Origin of the sequence: Alkalihalobacillus phoenicis (assembly GCF_047302405.1) — a bacterium.
Lineage (GTDB): Bacteria > Bacillota > Bacilli > Bacillales > Bacillaceae_D > Alkalihalobacillus.
On the sequence record NZ_CP154853.1, the window covers coordinates 1,772,959 to 1,793,608 of the forward strand.

20 protein-coding genes are annotated in these 20,650 nt (G+C 35.8%); 1 reads left to right on the forward strand and 19 read right to left on the reverse strand.

All coding sequences use genetic code 11. The features are described from left to right. Positions 1-88 precede the first annotated feature (88 nt). The 12 genes from AA0017_RS08420 to ltaE form a co-directional block, all read right to left on the reverse strand. Positions 89-886, reverse strand: a complete 798-nt coding sequence (locus tag AA0017_RS08420; protein ID WP_413380874.1) for a tyrosine-protein phosphatase — start codon at positions 884-886, stop codon at positions 89-91. 100 nt (positions 887-986) lie between these two features. After that, entirely contained in the window at positions 987-2,204 is a 1,218-nt protein-coding gene (locus AA0017_RS08425) for an ATP-grasp domain-containing protein (RefSeq protein WP_413380876.1), read from the reverse strand. Positions 2,205-2,497: 293 nt separating this feature from the next. Continuing rightward, positions 2,498-2,929 (reverse strand): GNAT family N-acetyltransferase, encoded by a 432-nt coding sequence (locus AA0017_RS08430; RefSeq protein WP_413380878.1) that lies wholly within the window; start codon positions 2,927-2,929, stop codon positions 2,498-2,500. A 254-nt stretch (positions 2,930-3,183) separates the two neighbouring features. Continuing rightward, entirely contained in the window at positions 3,184-3,546 is a 363-nt protein-coding gene (locus AA0017_RS08435; protein WP_413380880.1) for a hypothetical protein, read from the reverse strand. 284 nt (positions 3,547-3,830) lie between these two features. Further along, positions 3,831-5,549 (reverse strand): thiol reductant ABC exporter subunit CydC, encoded by a 1,719-nt coding sequence (cydC, locus tag AA0017_RS08440; RefSeq protein ID WP_413380882.1) that lies wholly within the window; start codon positions 5,547-5,549, stop codon positions 3,831-3,833. After that, a complete protein-coding gene (cydD, locus tag AA0017_RS08445) occupies positions 5,549-7,267 on the reverse strand; it encodes a thiol reductant ABC exporter subunit CydD (RefSeq protein WP_413380884.1) in 1,719 nt (572 codons plus the stop codon). The genes cydC and cydD overlap by 1 nt, the downstream gene beginning before the upstream one ends. A gap of 870 nt (positions 7,268-8,137) precedes the next feature. Then, positions 8,138-8,824 carry an LrgB family protein gene (locus tag AA0017_RS08450; RefSeq protein ID WP_413380886.1) on the reverse strand — a complete coding sequence of 229 codons (687 nt, stop codon included), beginning with the start codon at positions 8,822-8,824 and terminating at the stop codon, positions 8,138-8,140. After that, positions 8,817-9,197: a CidA/LrgA family protein gene (locus AA0017_RS08455; protein ID WP_413380888.1), complete on the reverse strand. Its 381-nt coding sequence runs from the start codon at positions 9,195-9,197 to the stop codon at positions 8,817-8,819. Before AA0017_RS08455 ends, AA0017_RS08450 begins: the two co-directional genes overlap by 8 nt. A gap of 121 nt (positions 9,198-9,318) precedes the next feature. Continuing rightward, on the reverse strand, positions 9,319-9,507 hold the full coding sequence (locus AA0017_RS08460) for a BshB3 potential contributor to bacillithiol synthesis (protein WP_413380890.1): 189 nt from the start codon (positions 9,505-9,507) through the stop codon (positions 9,319-9,321). Between the two features lie 30 nt (positions 9,508-9,537). Further along, the gene (locus AA0017_RS08465) at positions 9,538-9,921 is read right to left on the reverse strand and encodes a hypothetical protein (RefSeq protein ID WP_413380892.1); all 384 of its coding nucleotides are present in this window, start codon (positions 9,919-9,921) and stop codon (positions 9,538-9,540) included. Next, complete coding sequence (locus AA0017_RS08470) at positions 9,906-10,853, reverse strand: carbon-nitrogen hydrolase family protein (RefSeq protein WP_413380894.1); 948 nt, start codon at positions 10,851-10,853, stop codon at positions 9,906-9,908. Before AA0017_RS08470 ends, AA0017_RS08465 begins: the two co-directional genes overlap by 16 nt. A 175-nt stretch (positions 10,854-11,028) precedes the next feature. Next, entirely contained in the window at positions 11,029-12,051 is a 1,023-nt protein-coding gene (gene ltaE, locus AA0017_RS08475) for a low-specificity L-threonine aldolase (protein ID WP_413380896.1), read from the reverse strand. Between the two features lie 383 nt (positions 12,052-12,434). On the opposite strand from ltaE, the gene AA0017_RS08480 reads away from it, so the two are divergent. Then, on the forward strand, positions 12,435-12,983 hold the full coding sequence (locus tag AA0017_RS08480) for a D-glycero-alpha-D-manno-heptose-1,7-bisphosphate 7-phosphatase (protein ID WP_413380898.1): 549 nt from the start codon (positions 12,435-12,437) through the stop codon (positions 12,981-12,983). 126 nt (positions 12,984-13,109) lie between these two features. On the opposite strand, the gene AA0017_RS08485 is transcribed toward AA0017_RS08480, so the two are convergent. The 7 genes from AA0017_RS08485 to AA0017_RS08515 all read right to left on the reverse strand — a co-directional run bounded on the left by AA0017_RS08485 (position 13,110) and on the right by AA0017_RS08515 (position 20,603). Next, a complete protein-coding gene (locus AA0017_RS08485; protein ID WP_413380900.1) occupies positions 13,110-14,180 on the reverse strand; it encodes a Ger(x)C family spore germination protein in 1,071 nt (356 codons plus the stop codon). A gap of 11 nt (positions 14,181-14,191) precedes the next feature. Then, positions 14,192-15,262 carry a hypothetical protein gene (locus AA0017_RS08490; protein WP_413380902.1) on the reverse strand — a complete coding sequence of 357 codons (1,071 nt, stop codon included), beginning with the start codon at positions 15,260-15,262 and terminating at the stop codon, positions 14,192-14,194. Positions 15,263-15,278: 16 nt separating this feature from the next. Beyond that, complete coding sequence (locus tag AA0017_RS08495; RefSeq protein ID WP_413380904.1) at positions 15,279-16,568, reverse strand: spore germination protein; 1,290 nt, start codon at positions 16,566-16,568, stop codon at positions 15,279-15,281. Positions 16,569-16,818: 250 nt separating this feature from the next. Then, a complete protein-coding gene (locus AA0017_RS08500) occupies positions 16,819-17,436 on the reverse strand; it encodes a hypothetical protein (protein WP_413380906.1) in 618 nt (205 codons plus the stop codon). Between the two features lie 185 nt (positions 17,437-17,621). Continuing rightward, on the reverse strand, positions 17,622-18,692 hold the full coding sequence (locus tag AA0017_RS08505) for a serine hydrolase domain-containing protein (RefSeq protein ID WP_413380908.1): 1,071 nt from the start codon (positions 18,690-18,692) through the stop codon (positions 17,622-17,624). Between the two features lie 194 nt (positions 18,693-18,886). Continuing rightward, complete coding sequence (locus tag AA0017_RS08510) at positions 18,887-19,732, reverse strand: sugar phosphate isomerase/epimerase family protein (RefSeq protein WP_413380910.1); 846 nt, start codon at positions 19,730-19,732, stop codon at positions 18,887-18,889. Positions 19,733-19,763: 31 nt separating this feature from the next. Beyond that, positions 19,764-20,603 carry an AraC family transcriptional regulator gene (locus AA0017_RS08515; protein ID WP_413380912.1) on the reverse strand — a complete coding sequence of 280 codons (840 nt, stop codon included), beginning with the start codon at positions 20,601-20,603 and terminating at the stop codon, positions 19,764-19,766. Between the last annotated feature and the right edge of the window lie 47 nt (positions 20,604-20,650).

Here is a 20,650-nt window from a genome sequence, read left to right on the forward strand (position 1 = left end):
CTAGATCATTGTCTCGGCTTTTCTGATTCATTTTAATTTGTCGCACAACACCCTTATTCGATTGATTCTATCCTCACTTTCTACAAAACTAAGCTTCTAACAAATTCTCTCTTAATTGAGTTATTTCATCTTTTGTCAAACCGATAGCTCGTTCGAAATAATGCTCAACGGTTCCATAGTGGCGTTCAAGTTCGGCAAAGAATGCCTCGATGTACTCAGCTCTTGCTTCAAGCATCGCTTCTATCGCTTCTCCACTTAGATGTGAAAAGGCATCTAAATCGCTGCCGGCCAGCTGTTGACGCATTTTTTCTTTTGAAAGGTTCGTTAACAAATAATCTTCTAGAATCGTCTCGCGGTCTATGTCTAGTAAACTTAAAATAAGTGCTGCGACAACACCGGTTCGGTCTTTCCCTGCTGCACAATGGAATAGTAATGGCTCTTCTGGATAATTTAGCAAAGAGCGAAAGATCGTTTTATACACCTCTGCAAATGTGACCATTTTTTTATTCATATATGTTAGCATATCACCAGGATTTGTAAGCCATTCTCGCTGTAAATCTGCTAAATCACCAACTTGCCGTACCATCGTCTCGTCACCATTCGGAATAACTGGAACATGAAGTGCACGAACATTTGCTAATAGTGGATCCGGCATTTTTTCCACTTCATCTTGACTTCTTAAATCACAAATAGTTTTAATCCCCAGCTGCTCCAACTTCTTTAGATCATTGGCTGTTACTTTGCTTAAATCACCAGAGCGAAACACTCTCCCCCATTTTACCGTCCGACCTGACTTCGTTTTGTATCCACCTAGATCACGAAAGTTAAAGCTTCCTTCCAAGGCTATTAATCGCTTCTCATCTTTTTCCGTAAATGTATGTTCCATTTATATCCTCCATTGTTAACTTGATTTTTGAGCAAGTCTTTTCCTACTAATTAATTGGTTTCCCCGTATATGCCTGTCTTAACTAGTTAATGGGATTGAATTAAGATTGTTTTTCATCTACTTCTAGATGATTAATAAACCACTTGTATGCAATATTCATACTGTCTTGAATGCTCATATCATCCTTTGCTTCTACCACAAAAGTAGCGATACGGTCAATTAAACTATCTGCTTTCTTCTTTTGTTCATCGAGGTTAATATAAGTTAAATACTCTAGAACATTTTCTGGTGGATTTGTCCTTGGCAAACGATTAATGTGTTTGTTGAATGGCGGAATTAAAAGGGAACCTGTCATTTTTTTAGGACTTGTCCTTATCATCGTTACTTCTTGTTTTGAATAAAGATTACTTTGAGAGCGGACAGAGATTTCGCATAAATTTATATCAAAAGCATGATAAATTTGTTCAACTATTTTTCCTCCACCTGCTCTTGAAGCTACTTCACATAAAATTACTTCCTCCTCCTTATTTACAAATACCTCTATATGAAAAGCTCCATGTGAAGGAGATGGAAAGCTATTAATTAATTGAGTAGAATAATTAATTAGTTCTTTGAAATATACGTGCCCTTCCTCTATTAAATGACTACCAGCATACCCTCCATCATTAAAGTCTAAATTACTTACTAGGTAAGTGCTTGGCCAGTTAAATATGATATCGCCTTTAAAGGTAAGAACATCGATATGAAACATTTGTCCATCTATAAATTCCTCAACCATATAGTTTCTTGGAATGCCTTCACTTAGAAAATCTGTTAAATCATCATTATTTTTTATAATCTTCACACCTTCAGCTCCGGCACCATCTCTCGGTTTCACCACAACTGGATAACCATTAAGGTTTATAAATTCTAATAATGAAATGGAAGAATCTAACTCTGTGAATAAGGGTACTTTTAAATGATTCTGTTTAGCTAGCTGTTTCATTAGAAGTTTATCTCTAAAATAAATAGCACTATCATACTTTTGACCAGGAATATCTAGGACTTCACGTAATCTTGCCGCACGTACTAAATCAAATTCGTATGTGGAAATAATTCTAGTGAAATTATATTTTTTATTCAATTCTATTGCGGTCAATTCGACATTCGAGTTTATTTCATAATTATTAAACCCAATAATCTCTATATACTTATCTGCTGGGAACTCATTCATATGCTTACGACAGGTGACTAATACCAAATCCTCACTTGAATCCTTTAACCATTTTTCGTAAGGCATATGCTCGTGTGAGTAACCGTTTAAAATTAATATGGCCATTAAATTACTCCCTTCTATCCTCTAATGATATTTTTTATCTATGATTCTAGAACATTATCCATACGTCCTTGTACAAAAACGTCAGACAAAAATCCACCTATCGCATTGATTACACCTTTTAATTATACAATCTTTTCTATAATTTCTACTAATATGTTTGAAATTTCAGTTATTTTTATACCTTAATTGAACCGAACATGCTTTTTAATCTACCGGTTCAATTAAGGAGCCTGAAAGTTTGTGTTGTTCAACAAATGTGTTCATTTACTGTAATAATATCGTCCAAACGATAATTACCTCATTTCCCATTCCATCGAATATTCATTCTCGGAAGTCTGTTCATCTACAGATTCTTCTGTTATGATAAAACCATTTTTCAAATAAAAGTCAACAGCATTGTTATTTTTCTTGTACACTTTTAATTGAATCATTTCCCTTTTTTCTTTGATAAAATTTAACAATCCTTTTCCATATCCGTCACCTTGATGCTTAACATCAATAAATAAGGCAGCCAAATAATTATCTAACATAGATACGAAACCGACTACCTCTTTTTCATTACTTACAACATACGTTTCAGACATCGGGATATACTTTTCTTTCATTTCTATTTGCTGCGTTTCCCAATAATCTTTATCAATAAAATCATGTGATATTACAGAGCCTTCATACCATATTTCTACGATTTTATTGATTTCTGTTTTTTCGATTAATCTAATATTCATGTTATCACCCTCTTTTCGCAATTTGAATCGGTTATGTAAATAGGACAATTTAGCACGCTTGGAGTAGCGACAAGATCATAAATTTTAAACGACCAATACCATAACTAAGGTGTGAAGAATTAGCAGACAGAATGAAAAGGTACAAAATCAGAACTTGTTTTGAATAATTACAAGAACTCTTTCTACTTATTCGCCATCTCTCACAGCTTGTGTAAGATATTTTTCATGGATATAAATGTATTCATCTATATAACTTATATCGACTTCTTCACCACCATTAGACCCGAATCCATTTTTATTTTATCTATTCCTTCACCGACAGCTAAACTCCCTTCCTCGTTCAACTGATTCCTTTCTGCATCATCAGAAGATACAGCTGATGATGCAAGACATCCGCCTAAAACAAGACCTAAACTCAAAATGGCGGTGCCAGCAATGGATGCTGTTTTTAACATTTCTTTTTGGATTTGCAAAGATTCTTCTTGCCTCTTTAGACTTTTTTTATAATCATCAGAAGTATCCTCTATCAAATTTGACTCTTTTTTCTTACCGAATAATGTCACCACCGTTAAAATCGCCACGATAAACACAGTAACTATTAACAATAAATCTAGCATCTCAACTACCTCTTCCTATCTAGTATTTAGTAATACTAAGTATAACTCACAAAAAATCCCATATCAAAGCAATATTTGTAATAATTTATGAAGTTACCTCCAAATACCTTGAACGAGAATAAGAGAACTGATCTCCAAAATCTTGGAACTAATTTATTCTTTACTCGACTCAGATTCTAAATCAACTAATCTTACTTTATAAAGAAAAAAGAGCCGATTCCCCAAAGGTAATTTTCATGACCTTTAGGAACAGCTCTCTTCGTTTTATAAAAATTTAATTCCTTTCACGAAATAAAGATTTCTTTTTCTAAATCCTTCATTTGTTTAAAATAACCGTTTCTACCCATTAATTCCTTGTAACTACCGCTCTCAACGATTTTTCCATGGTCCATCACGATAATTTGATCCATTTTCTCCAACCCAGTCAGCCGATGACTAACGATAACTAGCGTAGCCGAACCTGCTTTTTTGAAAATGTGCGAAAGCATTCTCTCCTCTGTTAAGGCATCCATCGATGAGGTCGGCTCATCCAATACCCATATTTGGGCTTCCTTTAAGAACAAGCGAGCAAGGGCTAATCTTTGTTTTTCTCCCCCTGATAAGTTGGCTCCTTTTTCTTGAACGGCGTCTTCTAACTTCAAATGATCTAATTGTACATCTCGTAATACTTGTGTGAATTGGGTATCACTCGCTTCTGGGTTGGCTAGTTCTAAATTATCTCGAATCGTTCCAAAGAAAAAGTGATTGGATTGTAAGGAGACATTGCTTGCCTTCCAAATCTCTTCCTCATTTATTTTATCGACATCCCAATCATTAAAAGTCACTTTCCCACTATTTAACGGCTGAACCTTTAATAAAACTTGTAAGATCGTCGTTTTCCCCGAACCACTCGCTCCGACAATCGCTGTTTTAGAGCCTGCTGGTAATTCAAAAGAAATCCGATCGAGCGTTGGCCGTGTTTCATCCATATACGTAAAAGAAACATCCTCAAATTGGATAGAAGGCACTTGATCATTTTCCCATTTCACATAGGATTCTTGCTCGGGTGGTTGCTCTTGATTCCATACATGAACTAAACGCTTCGTTGCCACGTTACTTTGTTGTAAAAAATTTGGAACAAGGGCCATAGGGGCGGTCTGTTCAAAAACAGTAATGGATATCATAAAGAGCATTGCTAATAAGATGCCCTCTAAATTCCCTTGAACAACTTGATAACCAGCAAAAGCTAACACAATGACCGATATAAATAAGGATAAAAAGCCAATAACCGATTCATTAAATAATTGGACTTCATGAGCTTTTTTCTGCTCTTTTTCATAGGCTTCTACCGTTTTGATTAATTGATCTCGTTGGCTTGTTGCTTGCTGATTGATTTTTAAATCTTTATAGCCATATAAGAACTCCGTAAATTCAGATGACAAGTTCCCGCGAATTTGTCGATTTTCTTGATCAATACGACTTTGTTTTAATAAAAATAAGGCTGGAATTATGATGGTCAACAGGAGCATCCCGCTTAAAAGAATAATCGCCGTTCCGATTGAGAAAATCGTTGTAAAAGCGATTGTGGCGATAAAAACGGTCGCTGTCACAACAGGTGGATAAAAAACACGCAAGAGAAAATTTTGTAGAGATTCCACATCTCCGACAATTCGAGCTAACAAATCTCCACTACGGTAACGCTGCAATATCGTAGAAGAGAGTGGTTCAATTTTTTGATAAACAAAGACTCTTATATTACTTAACATCGTAAAAGTTGCACGATGAGAAAAATATCGCTCTCCATACCGACTCACAGCAGATGTAATCCCAAGAAGCTTAACAATAGCGACAATGATCATCAAAGTGTAAATGGGTGGAACAAGAGCGGCTTGTGAGATTAAATACCCACTAGCTGAAAAAAGTCCAACGGCCGTGATTCCCGCTACAAACCCAAAGACAATCGATAAGAGGATATCGCGTTTTTCCTGAAGCATAATGGAAATGACCATACTTAAATGTCGCATCACATCGTCCTCCCTTGCTGGACATCAACCATTTCTCGGTACATTTTATCTTGTCGCCATAACTCTTCATGTGTACCGATTGCCCGAATCGCTCCAGCTTCAAGTAAAATAATTTTATCGGCAGAACGAATCGTATACAAACGATGGGCTACCGTAATAACGGTCGATTGTTCGGATAGTTTTTGCATTGATGTTTGTAAAATCCGCTCTGTTTGTAAATCCAATCCAGTCGTTGGTTCATCAAAGAGGATAATGGCTGGTTTTTTCAAAAAGGCTCTCGCCATTAAGACTCGTTGCTTTTCCCCTCCAGAAAGGCCACGCCCTCCTTCACCGATGCTCGTCTGCAGTCCATTTGGCAAGGATTGAATCCATTCATAGATTCCCGCTTCTTCAGCGGCCAATTTAATTTCATGTTGAGAATGTTTTTGACTAGAACCTAATGAGATATTCTCTTCAATCGTGCCTGAAAATAAATACGCATCTTGAGTAATATAGCTTAGCTTGTCAAACCAAGCTTTCTCTGAGACTTGATGCTGCGAGAGACCATTGATAAGATAAGAACCGCTATTAAGTGGAAATAAACCAGAAAGAACATTTAATAAAGTCGATTTCCCAGCCCCTGTCGCTCCAATGATCGCCACTTTCTCGAACGGTTGAATGGAAACAGAGAGGGGCTTCGATTGAAAACCTTCGTCATATCCAAATGCTGCTTCGCTTAATTCCAGTGTAGGTGGCTGATTTTTATCTAGTTCTTCCGCTCCCCACTTCACCGGTTCACTCGTTTCCTCTAATAGTTCTTCTAATTTTTTCGCAGCTCCCATACTCGCTTTCCCTGAATGAAACGCCGAGCCAAGTTCTTTTAACTTATTAAAGAATTCTGGGGCTAATATGAGCATTAAAAATCCTGTTGCAAAAGATGTATCTTGAATAATGATCATTCGAATCGCAACTTCTAAAGCAATTAATCCGATACTAAGCATCGAAATGAATTCCAAAGCTAATGAATTCGTAAAAGCAACCTTTAATACTTCCATTGTGGCATCTCGAAAGCTTAAACTACTTTGCTTAATACGCTCTCTTTGTTGTTTCGCCCTCCCAAATAACTTTAATGTTTGTAAACCTTGCAATGTATCAAGAAAAGTACCTGAAAAGGCCGCCATTTTCGTTAATTGCTCTTTTGATTTATCGCCCGTTTTGACGCCAATAATCACCATAAAAATGGGGATAAATGGAGCGGTTATTAAGATGATAACCCCTGTCGCCCAATGCTCCACAAAAATAACGATTAAAAGGACAAGCGGAATAATCATTGATTGAATCATTTGTGGGATATATTGACTAAAATAGCGATCAATTTCGTCTACGATATCTAAAAAATAACTCGTTCTTTCACCTGATCTTCTTTTTACATTCGCAATGGCTGGCCGATTCGTAAAATGATCTAATAATTGCACGCGAAGATTTATTTTGACATCTGTTGCCACAGACATTCCGATTTTATTAATAGAAGAACGTAAAATCGTCCGAATCAATAAGGCGAACACTAAGATACCGATTAAATAAATGACATCAACGAATTGAACACCTTGCAAAAAAATACGATCAATAATCGTCACGATCAAATACCCTTGGCCAAGAATCGCGATTGACACCCCAAATGCCAATACAGCCATTAGGAGGAGATTTTTTCGATATTGTGCGAGCATCTTCTTTAACATTGTGAAACCCCTCCTTTTGTATTCATTACTAATTGTAATTCCCAATAATGATTATTTCTAATATAAAGGAGGGCTTTTTGATAACTTTCTTTTTTTAGACACATATACAAAGGCAATATTCTATCAAGATTAACTAATAGATCATAATCAATTATTAATATATTGGGCATAATATTTGAAAATCTTAACTTAAAGGTGAGCGTATGAAGGTATTTATAGTCCTATCCAGTCTTTTTTTTCCTTTGGTCATGTACTTTTCTCAAAAACGGTGGATGAAGTTGCGACTTCTATTTAACTTGTTTGCTATTGTATCAGCCCTTGTGTTTGGAAACATTGCCTCTTTATCGATCCATACTATTCTTAAAGATCACACTGTTTTTATGACCAATATTCACTCGCTTTTCTTAAACCCCTTTTTCTTAACATCCGGCGGGTATCTTGGGGTTTATATACTATACCGGCTCCTAAACATCATAATTGAAGAAGCTTAAACTACAAAAAGGAATGCAACAACGCACTCCTCTTCAAAATATAATTCATTCTAATGACTTGCAATTTGCCACTGGAAAGGGGTAGTATGTTTCGGTGAGTGGTCTACAAAATCGAGTTGAAAACGTCTATGGAAGGATTCGATGAATTAGTTCCGTACAATCAAAGGAAAGACCGCTCACTAACTTTCTATTGCTTGAAAAATATCGTCTGACTGTACAAACTTGGCTCTAACATCATGTCATTACATTCACCAACGACAGGATTCACCGTTCCAGCTGTCCGATTTTGATACCGTAATCTCGAATTTTTTTTTGATTGAACATCGATTCACTCGTTTGTTATTAAACGACTCATACCATTAAGTCGAACAACTCATTTTCAAATAAGCCAAACTAAAATAGGGGTTATGAGTGCCCCTAATATCGCACTAAACGTCATCGCAATTGAGCTCATCGAAAGCGGAATCTCTCCATATTCAGTTGCTTTGGAAATACCTAGTGCATGCGCAGTTGTTCCAAGTGCAATACTCATCGCTTTTCGATTTTTGATCCCAACCCACTCCATGACTTTTGGGCCTATAAGAATGCCTGAAAAACCTGCCACTAATACAAAAGCGGCGGTTAACGATGGAATACCAGATAGAGAGTTTGATATTTCTACCGCGACAGGAGCAGTGATTGATTTAGGCAACATTGACGCCATATATTCTTTTTCGATTGCGAAAAGATCGGCTAATATATACATAGAACCGATGCTTATCATAAAGCCACTTAATACCCCAGCTATTATGAACGACTTATACTGTAAAACAATTTTTCTATTTTTATATAAAGGGTAGGCTAGGGCAACAATCGCTGGTTCTAGCATCTTACTAAGCCACCTGCCACCTTCCATATAGGTTGAATAAGGGATTCCAAAAATTAATAACAAAAGGAATAAAAAAACGGTTGTTGTTAACACAGGCATTAATAATGGATGAGGGTATTTCAAATAAATTTTACGCATGCCCCAGAAAGTAGCCAGTGTCAGAAAGATTATACTAAAAGAAATGAGAAAATTAATCACTTTCCACTCCTCCTACTCGTGTGGCCTTTTTCTCAATTGACTGACAGATATGCCCAATGATAATCATGGATACAAGTGTACTCACTATAACGGAAAAAATCATCACAGCTCCAGCCATTGATAAAAGTTCAGGGTATTCCATAATCCCTAAATTAAATGGAATGAGCAGAACCGGTAATAAAAATAAGAGAACAGCTGATCCTTTACTAACAAACCGCTCCGGAACCACTCGAAAACTTAATAAGAGTAATAAGAGAATAAAACCAATAATACTGCCTGGAATCGGCAATGAAAACCATTCTTTAATCCACATACCCAACACGGATAACGCCATTAAAAACCCTATTTGTAAACTAACTTGTAATATGTACATCATTCACTGTCATCAAAGACAGAATCTCCTCCTTACTTATAGAACACTAGATTTCAAAAAAGGATATCCCTCCATTAAGAGATATCCAACTCCTCAATGATTCATTTTACAATTTTTATCCTTAGCTTAAAAGCCAAAATGTCGCAATCGTAATAATCGCAATCACCGGGATGAGAATAATATATAAAATAAGTTGATTTGAAATGCTCTTTTTTTGAGAATAACTTGTGTCTTCTTGTTTAGTCACAAGTAAAGTAATAACAAGTCCAACAACACACACAATTGCTGCAAAAATAATTAAAAAGGTCATGTTTATCTCCTATTTTCCAATCGTTTGCTTTTATTCAGATACTAACTTCTTCATCGTTTCAGAAAACCTATAAATACCCTCACTAACCCTCCCTACATCTTCTCTTCCGTATGTAAAGCGTACATAGCTACCTTCCATATTCCCTAAAATTTTGCCAGGCACAAAAGCAACACCATTTTTTATCGATTCTTCAATCAGTTTATTTTCATTAATTGGCTGATTCAGTTTACACCATAAATGAATACCACCTTCAGGCAAATGATAAGATACCTTGTTATCCAAAAAATTTCTTAAACTGACGTCAAGCTCATCTCTTCTTTTCAAAAGTTCAGATCGTAACCTCTTAATATGCTCCTCTATATAAGTCGAATTTAAAAAAGAAAGCATTTTAGCCGTTTTTAAGCCCTCACCCATTTAACTTGTTCTTGTCGTTTCTCATTAACAACAAGTGTAAAAACATCAGGCCTAGAATAATGACCAGTTCCATCAAAATCAAGTTGGTTTTTTCCAATTTCATCTAAAGAAATATCCGCGATAATCATTTCTTCTTGACCAAAGACGGGTTCTACAAGATAATCGCCATTTGGTCCCACAATTGCACTTCCACCTCTGCACATTACTTCGGGACAATCATCTAATTCATGATAACAAACTAAATCAGTTGGATACATCTCTTTCGTCACATACTGGTTGCAGGATAAAACAAAACATCTACCTTCAGCCGCAATATGACGGATGGTCGCTTGCCAAAGTTCTCGAGAATCCGCTGTTGGCGTAATTAAAAGTTGTACTCCTTTTTGATACATAGCGGTCCTTGCGAGCGGCATATAATTTTCCCAACAAATTAAAGCCCCAATTTTTCCATAAGGTGTGTCGAATACAGGAAGTGTACTGCCATCTCCTTCTCCCCAAACAATTCTTTCTGACCCAGTTGGTTTTAACTTTCTATGTTTACCAAGAAGTGTGCCATCAGGACCAAAAAATAACACAGTACAATATAAGGTACCATTACTCCGCTCGGTCACTCCCATTATCAAATAAACACCTGCCTTTTTTGCTGCGTCCCCTAAAAGGCGTGTTTCATCACTCGGAACAATGATAGAGTTATTTAAATAGCGTAGCCAATCTTCTCTCCCTTCTGCTGAACGACTGCCAATTTTCGTCCCAAAACTAAGTCCACGCGGATAAGCAGGTATAAAAGATTCAGGAAAAATCACAATCTTTGCTCCTTTTTCGCTTGCTTCTTCTATTAAGCTTATCGCCTTATTAATACTTCCATGTAAATCAAAAATAACAGAAGCCGCTTGTATAACAGCAACTTTTCCTTTAGAGTGGATATCGACCATGCTATCACCTCAATTATTATTAAGCACTGCACCTACTATTAGTATACAAGGCAACGAACGATAAAAAACCATCCACTTACACTATATTTATCCCATCCACTTGAGCGGGAACAAAAATTTGCTCAAATTCGATCATAAAAAAGCTCTATACTTAAGAGCTCTTCATTAGGGTTGACTACCTATCAAGTAAGACTTGTTGAATTTTCAGCAATGCCGTATTAATCTCCTCTGAACTAATATCCTTATGAGTGACAAATCGAATTTTATTTGCTCCAAACTGTCCTGCACGGATGCCTTTGCTACTTAATTTTTCTAAAAAAGCAGGTATGTTATTATTCTTTAGGCTTATTAAGATGATATTGGTATCCACCTTATTTTCTAAGGAAACTCCTTCAATATTTTGTAAGCCTTCTGCTAATAACTGAGCATGTTCATGATCTATCTGGAGTCGCTCAACATTTTCATTTAGAGCGATCAAACTAGGAGCAGCTAATACCCCGACTTGCCTTAGTCCGCCACCAAGTCGTTTCCGCCATCTTCTCGCCTCTGCAATGAAATCTAATGACCCAGCGATAATAGAGCCTACTGGTGCACCTAATCCCTTCGATAAGCAAAATTGAACCGTATCCGTATAATGAGCAAAATCTTTAACCGGAATTCCTGAAGCGACGGAAGCATTAAATAATCTCGCCCCGTCTAAATGAACTTTAATTCTTTTCGACTCAGCCAGTGAATAAATTTCTTTCATATTTTCAAGTGGAATGATCGCTCCACCTGCTTTATTATGTGTGTTTTCCAAACAAATAAGGCTCGTTCTCGGTTCATGAATATCATCACTTCTAATCGCATTCCGAACGTCCTCGATATTCAGCGCCCCTCGTTCCCCTGTCAATGTTTGAAGCTGAACACCTGCAAATGCTGACATCGCCGCCCCTTCATAAAGGAAGATATGTGATTGTGCTTCTAATATCACTTCTTCTCCCAGCTTACAATGAACCAAACCTGCAATTTGATTTCCTTGGGTACCACTCGTTACAAATAAAGCGGATTCTTTTCCTAAAAGGTCTGCTGCTCTTTCTTCTAATGCCTTTACTGTAGGATCTTCTTGATAAACATCATCTCCTACCTCTGCTTCATACATTGCTTTTCTCATCTTTTCATCCGGTTTGGTCACTGTATCACTTCTTAAATCGATCATAGTTGGCCTCCTCAATACGAGCTAGTCATACAATTTTTAAATGTTATAAATATAAATTTATTCTACTATTATATTTCATTGCTCCGCTTACTTAAAGGAAAACGAACAGAGAGTTAGTAGAGGAATATGAGCTCTCTCAGGGATGGAGGTATGCAGCTCCCTTCGTTTTCGATAAAGGAAAAACCGTTTAAAACTATGACCAACCAACTCCTCGAAATCTATAATAGACGCTCAACTTTTCTTCTCTCCAAAACAGGAGGCGTTAGTCTTTCTTTATACACATAAAACCACTCCAATTTACTCATATTACTAAAGATAAAATGTTCATTTCTATTTTTTAGAAAGTGAGCAACATCAAACCAAATTTAAAAGTGGGTGCTCAGATGAGGCAAGCTGTTTTTTTAGATCGGGATGGCGTCGTAAATGAGGTGTTAACGAAAAGGGTAAAATTCGTCAATACTCCAACTGATTTTCTTTTACTTGAGGGAGTTGGAGAGTCCATAAAGCTCCTAAATGAGGCTGGTTTTCTCGTCTTTGTTGTCACAAATCAAGGAGGAGTTGGGCTTGGCTACATGAAAGAGACTATGCTCCAAAAGATTCACAAAAAAATGACTGAGGATTTATCCACATTTGGGGCCTCAGTAGATGACATTGCCTATTGCCCTCACAAACCTGATGAAGGCTGTCCATGTCGTAAACCAGAGGCACATATGTTAGTGGAATTAGCCAAAAAATATCAAGTGGATTTACACTCAAGTGTGATGGTTGGGGATCGCGAGCCAGACATACGTGCGGGACAAAGTGCCGGCTGCAAAACGGTATTAGTAAACCCACGTAGTAAAGATACCTATGACGCAGATGCCGTCTTTGATGATTTACAAGCAGCACTCCCATGGATTCTTCCAATGAAAAAAGCAGCGTCCATTGAGTGAACCACTATAAGCATATCTACAGCCCAGAAACAAAACAAAATTACTAAGCTTACCCAATTTGGTTACACAAATATGGGGTTCTACCAACAAACCACGTAATGTTGGAGAACCCCCGTAAATCCAAGCTCATTCCACTAAACCAACTTCTTTTATATGACAATTCACATTTACTTCAAACTTCAGATTAGAATAAAAATCACTTAATTCTATATGATGAAAATTATTTGAATTGAACTTGAGCCCTAATCCAAATGGATCTAATGTTGTTTTATGTATAGTATCTAACAGTGTCTCAACTTCTTCTTGTAATTTTTTTTCGACTTTATTTTGTATGGCTTCCATTTGCTCTCTAGAAAGACCTAATTGATTGTCCATAATCTCTTCTACATTTCCAACTAATTTAATATTAATCACCGCTGTGAACTTCCGATTTTCTTCTTGCCTAATTTTGAAATGAGCCCTTCCCTTTGTCATTTCAATCGCATAAGACCCCTCTTCTGTCAAAATGTTTGTACTTCCACTCTTAATACCTAAAGTCAAAAGTCTAAATAGTTCAGATTCCCTCGGCGAAAGTTTCGATTCCATTCCCACTTTACTAAAAAGAGCAATGGAGTCAGCCTGAATGTTTTTATTTTGCACTTCCACAATGGGCATGGCAATGTTGATTCCTAATTCCGTCTCCCTTCTATATGCATCAAATAAAGTTAGTGCTTTTTCAAAAGGCGAGTCTGTGCTACTTTCTTCAAACATTAAAAATAAATAACTACCTGCTATTTGTTCTATTTTAGGTCTAAGTTCTAATACTTGATGGGCGGTTGGAACAGCAACACCTAAATAAGCTGTTCTTTGTATATCTGGTCTTCTTATAAAGTAATCTAATAAAGGTTGAATATCCTCGCTAGCAATTTCTTCACCAATTAGAATCGTTTTTGCATGTCCATAAAATAGTTCTTTATCTGACATAGACTTCATATGTTTTAAAGCTTCTGAGATAGAATTGGCATCAAAGGATAGTAAGGTAAATTCGGCTCCCGTAGTCGCTGGATCACCTGTTGAAAGTGAAATCTTGAGCGTCACTTTATATTTTTTTTCAATATTATCCGATTCATCAATTCCGATTGCCGTAACAAATGCACGTTTATCAATATCCTTAAATGCACATCCATTTAAAAAAATCGGGATGAGCAGTAATGACAAAAGAATAAGTATTATGTTTTTATTTGCTTTTTGGAAGCGTAAAAAAGAAGGCCTAATAAAGATAGGTCTGAAATAATTCGGAAAATAAAAAAGTAATGAAAGAACTTTAACAAACTGAATTCTTCGAGATAATATTGAGTCATTAATCCTGATAATACAATAATGAATAGGACAATCCATCTTAAATTACCTCCAAAATCGCTTGTCATTATCTGAAAAAACTTTAGTGATGAGTGGAATGAAATGATGATATAGACTAAAGTTACGCCAATGAGAATTAAAATAAAAATTAATACTAGCCTCTCTAAAAAAAAGTAATCAATCCGCATACTATCGATTGTTGTGACCCATACGTAGCTTTCTGCTCCTACTCCATTAAGCCCGAAATATCCAATTGGTATAAAATAAGCTGCATATAGCACGATACAAATAACCGGAAAAATAATCAATAGATGTTTCCTGCTAAAAGGTTCGATATGTTTACTAAAGACTAATAAATTTGTAAATCCTGTAAAAACAAATAAACTTGATACAATCGAATTCATTCTTGGTAAATGCATGATATAAGTCAAGGATTGCTTGATGGAATCCATCAAAACAAGGTTATCTGTGGAAAATCTTAGCACTATTAGAAGTAAGAAAGGTGTCACAAATAAAACAGTCATTTCAAGCATGAATAAGATGGAATTGGTTTTACTCATCATGGAAAATGTGATTAATAAGAGAAGGATCAAAAAGATTAAATTTGTGTTTAGCTTTGTAAACCTTCCTATAACTTGCATAATAGAGTTAAGAAACAACGTTCCTGAAAAAATACTCATGATGAAATAAAAAAAAAGAAAACCCTTTTGAATCTTGCTTTGGAACAATTTATTCAAACCTTCAGAAATAGTTTCACTGTGAAAATTCTTTATTAGAGCTTGAAATAAATATAAAAGAATCGCTCCAACTAATGTTGATAGGATCAAACTTGTTAAACTTCCGTTAAATCGCTCTTTATATAAGATTTGAGGAATACAAGCAGTTACACTTACGAGTGCATTGATATAAAATAAATAGAAGTAATAGCGTTGTCCGAGCATTAATTTCCACCTACAATCAATTATTAGCAAATAGTTGCATATAAGGCCTTCCTAAACTGCGTAAATTGCAAAGGTAAGCGATAAGTGCAAATGCCCCTATTAGTACCCCTATAGCTCCAAATAAACTTCCTAATATAATTAAAGGATATCTTATAATCCGGATAGCTTGATGCATGGCATTAATAGGAATCACAAAGATAGAAAGGGAAACAGCAGCAATTACAACAATCATCACATTGCCCACTAGTCCAGCTTGAGACGCTGCCTGTCCGAGAATTAATCCACCAACAGTCGTAGCGGATGAACTAATCGTTCTTGGTAAACGGATACTAGCCTCCCCTAAAAATTCGGCCATTAGCATCATAAATAGAATCTCAAAATAAGAAGGAAATGGAACCGATATTCTATTTCCTGCAATTAAAAGAGCAAATTGTACTTTTAAGATTTCGGGTGAATAAGAAATGATCGCTACATACAAAGCAGGAAGGAAAAGTGTAATCATAAGGGCTATGTATCGAATCGAAATCAGAAACTTGCCAACGACAGGTAATTCTACAGGGTCATCCATAGATTTAAAAAAATCATAGAATTTAGAAGGTCCAAGTAAAACCCACGAAGAACCCTCAATAAGAAAAACAATTTTCCCTTGAGAAAGATTGGTTACGGCTCTGTCAGGTCGCTCTGTTGTCAAAAACAAAGGAAACGGGCACCACTTATCATCTATCAATAATTTTTGTAATTGACCAGCCGATTGCAATATATCCACTTCTATATCCTTCATTTTATTATTTAAATGAACTAGAGTTTGTGAGTCACAGAGCTTCTCATCATACAGTAAAATGATATTTGTTTTAGAACTTCTCCCTAATTTTTTATTTTTAGAGATTAATGTTTCTTTTCGGTAACGATTACGAATAATATTTAATGAAATACTTACATTTTCACTTAAGCTATCTTTAGGCCCTTGTAAAACACTTTCATCTGTTGATTCGCCTATCCCACTCGTTTCGAAATCTTCTAATTTTACAGAGTAGAATTGATGTTCATGTAAAATAATGACGCACCCGTTGAACACTTTTTCAATGGCTTCTTTTTCTACTTTAATGAATGACCACTCTTCAAACGACTTTATGTATTCTTGAAACTCATTAATTTGATTTATTTCATAAAAAGGGGAAATAAGATGATCCATAATCCTTTTTTCATCACATAAGGACTTAAAATAATAAAGAGTGATTTCTAATCTGTCTTTTCTAACTTCTCTCTGAATAAAATCATCATTTTTGCTCAAATCTTTAAGTTTCATAAAAATCACCTCGCAAAAATTATTCCCTGATCCGAAAAATTTAATGCAGTTCAAATCTATAAAAGGGAATATTTAACATAAACAGACATCCCCCTCATCCATTTACTGACTTCTATTCAAAGTAAAAATCGTAAACACAAAAAAAGCCAAAACCCTACATTAAGGAATCGACTTTTTCGGTCTTTATTCGTTAAAACTCTAGAACTAGTTAGTTATCATAAGTTCCTTTTGAGCTACTGAAATTGCCTTATTAAATCGTCCATTGATCGTGAATAATCGCTACTAAATACAAAGCTCCATCCACTTCTTCAAAGGCCATAATTAAACTTCCCCAATCCATTCCAGCGTACTCTTCACTACCTGGTACATGAAATTCTATGAACGAGGCATTCGGATAAAACTCTTTAGCATTGTGTAAGGAATTTCCACGTGGTTGTATAGCTTCATCTAGATGCACTTCTTCTGCAGATGCAAAATCTTTATCATAAATAAATTGTTCGTAATATTCATTTGGGGTCAGTTCGATTGGCTCACCACTTCCATCAAAAGTTCCCCAAGTATAATTCGATTGATCATTTTTCCAATTTTCTACTTTTTCTTGTTCAAACGTTTGATGATCATTTTCTACATAAGCATATGGCGAAAACGTTACACCTTTTTCAGAATGCACATACTCAGCTACCTGTTCAAAACCTTTTTCCTTTAATGCCTCAAGTATTAGTTGAGCTCGCTCTTCAACTGTGGCATTTTCTTCAACAGGAGACGGATCTTCTTCCGCTTCCGTTTGAAAACTACTAGATAAATTAAACAAAAGGATGGCTGCAATGACCACCGTTACACTTCCAATAAAATAAAGGACTCCTTTCATGTCATAACTCTCCTTTCTCTTTCTGTTAGTCTACATATTTAAATGCCGTTTGATGCCATTTTCTTTCTTTAGTATATGAGACGTAGTTAGTCACGATATGGTTTCAGAAAAAAAGGAAAAAGGGGAGAAAGGGCTTATCCTAGTAGTTCCGTTTTGATGCTTTGCTTTACTCTGATATCATCTAATCAACTCTTTTCATATCCATTTATTAGCTCACTCACTTCCCAAGCTAAATCCCAGACATTTGTATCTTGATTGGCCATGATAATAATCGACATATCGGTTTTAGGATAATAATTCATTACACAACTTACCCCTGCGTTAATTCCATCTTTTTGCATGTAAATGAGCTCATTGCTATCTTTCTCCATTAGAAAGTGAAATCCATACCCCATTAATTGTGTGACAGTTGCATGTTGTCGGTAAATCTCTTTAGGTGTAAAGATTTCATTCGTCCATTTTTCTGACAACAATTTTCCAGCTTTAAGAGACCTAATAAATAAATCAAGGTCTTGCACAGTCGTTAACGCACCGGCATCAGCTGATCCGATAGACGGATAGGAATAAATATTCTTTCGATACCCAATGATCTTTTCATTCTCGTCTAAAATAGAAGCATAGTGCTCCGCTGCCTGTTCAACCACCTGATCCATTGCATAAAAATCAGTTTGGTTCATTCCCGCTGCATCAAAAATGGATTTTTTTATAAATTCCCGATAACTTAACCCACTTCTTTTTTCAATAATCAACCCAAGCAAAATAAAGGCACAATTATTGTATCTACACCCCTCACCAGGATTAAAGTTCGGTTCTTTATAAATAAATTGAGGTAAATAATCAACGGTTTCTTTGACAGAATAATTCGGTTTATCCTTCCATAACTCCTCATAGCTCTCACCAGCTTCCTCATCAGCGTCATCGCCAATTCCAGAAGTATGCGTTAATAAGTGATAAATCGTAACATCCTTATGAATCGTTGAATCTCCTAAATCTAGAATTTCTAAAACCTTATCATCCAAAGACAATAATTGTTGCTCTATTAATTTCAGGATAGCTACAGATGTAAACACTTTTGTAATAGAAGCGGTATCAAATTTAGTATCGATTCGATTAGGAACTCTCCAACCACGATGTGCATAACCAAACGCTTTTTGAAAAAAAATCGAATTCCCAACTTTCACAAATCCTACACCAGAGAAGTTCTCGTTCTGCACGTATTCATTAAATACATCTTCTATTTGGATTGTTATCGTCATATTTTTCCTCCTTACCTTGCTCTTTTGTTTTATTTTACCATCCATTCATTGGTCGTTGTGCTCAAGAACAATTAACAAAAAAAGAAGCTCTAAGCATTTTAGCTAGAGCAAAAAAGATGTAGCTTCCTCAAAGGTAAGCTTCAAGTAAGATATATATTTTCTCGTTAATCAAGGAAAAATCATCTAGCCTCATTTTATTCGACTAATGATTTTAAATATTGCGCATTAAAAGCCAATGCCTCTTTAGAAGGAAACGTTTCGCTAAAATCCTCCATTCCAATATAACCTTGATAGCCGCTCTCTTTTAATGCATTCATTACTTCTGGCCAATCGACTATACCTTGATCAATTCTCACCCATTTAGCATGCCATTTTTTTATTCCCTCTTGCTCTTTAGAAAAATAGGCTGCATTTTTGGCATGAACATGGGCTAAATAAGGTCCTAGCATCGCTATGCCCATTCGATAATCTTCATATCCTTCATGAACCATATTCCCAGGATCATATAAAACCCCAATATACTCAGGGTTTGATTCCTCTACTAACCTTAGTGCTAAAGAAGCACTTGGAGCAATCGTTTGATGATGAGTCTCGACAAGTCCCTTGATCTGATACTGTTTGCAAAGCTCCTCAACTTCTTTCACATATCTTTTCGCCTGCTGTAGTAAATCAGAAAATGGAAGAGCTCCATCGTATCTGGGAACACCTATTCGAATCATGTTAGCCCCTAATAATTTCGCTTTTTTTAACACATCCTCTGTCGCTTCTAGATCACCACAGGTTAAATAAGGGGTAACACTTAACGTCTCAATGCCTAATTTTTCCGCTTCTTTTCTTAACTTTAACAATTCTTCCGACTTCCAATTCGGTTGAATCGTACAAACATTGTTTCTCCAAAAGCTAAGGTTCTCTTGTTCAAATTGAGGATCAATCGATTTATATCTCCATTCAACCGCATCATATCCATTCTCTTTAAGCAACGGTAAAAGCTCAGATGGTGTTAAATCTGGTACCATCACAGTAAACACAGAAAACTTCATCATATCTTCCTCCCACAAAATGAATGACCATTCAGGAAACAACTTCCTTACGGTATTGCTCTGGTGTCATCCCAGTTAATTGTTTAAAAACTTTACTTAAATGGGAAGGGTGCTTAAACCCCATCGCAAAACTGACTTCTGTAACGGTTCGATTCGGATACAGCATTAATTCAATCTTGGCTTGATTAACTCTTTTTTGATATAAAAAAGTAAAAATCGTTACACCCGTTACTTCTTTAAAGATTTTCGATAAATAAAATCGACTTAAATGAAGATGTTCTTCTAAAAATTCCATACTAATTTCTTCATGATAATGATTTTCTATATACGTAATAACCCTTTGAACATGCTTTTCCTTATCTGAGCGATGTGTTCTTTTCTTTGCTAATGAATTTTGGCAAAATGGATAAATGAATGCAAGTAAATCGATAAACAAAAGTTGATAGCGCTGAACTGATAGCAAATCTCCGTTATCTTTTAATTGCTGAATTCTTATAAAATAACTCTCTAGCTCTTCCTTTTTTTTCCCTTCAAAGTGAATTCTTAAAGATTTTAATTTCGTAAATGGAAGTAACACACGTTCTAACCCCATCGGCTCTAATAGTTGAGAAAAATAACTCGTATCAAAATGAATCGTCGTTCGTATATAATCGTCTTCCTCATAGATTTTTGGCCGATGTAACGTTAAACCGTGCATCAATATCAAGTCTCCCGGAGATAAGATATGAATTTCATCGCCGATTAAATAGTTGCATTTGCCACCATGAAAATAATAAATTTCAGCCTTTTCATGTGAATGAAAATCAATCTTTGACTTCGTATTCTGGTGGTATCCAAATTGTAAATGATCATCAATCAAACTGATCGACATAGTCGCCTCCACTTTTCGTTAAGATCTTTCATCTTAATTAATTAAGT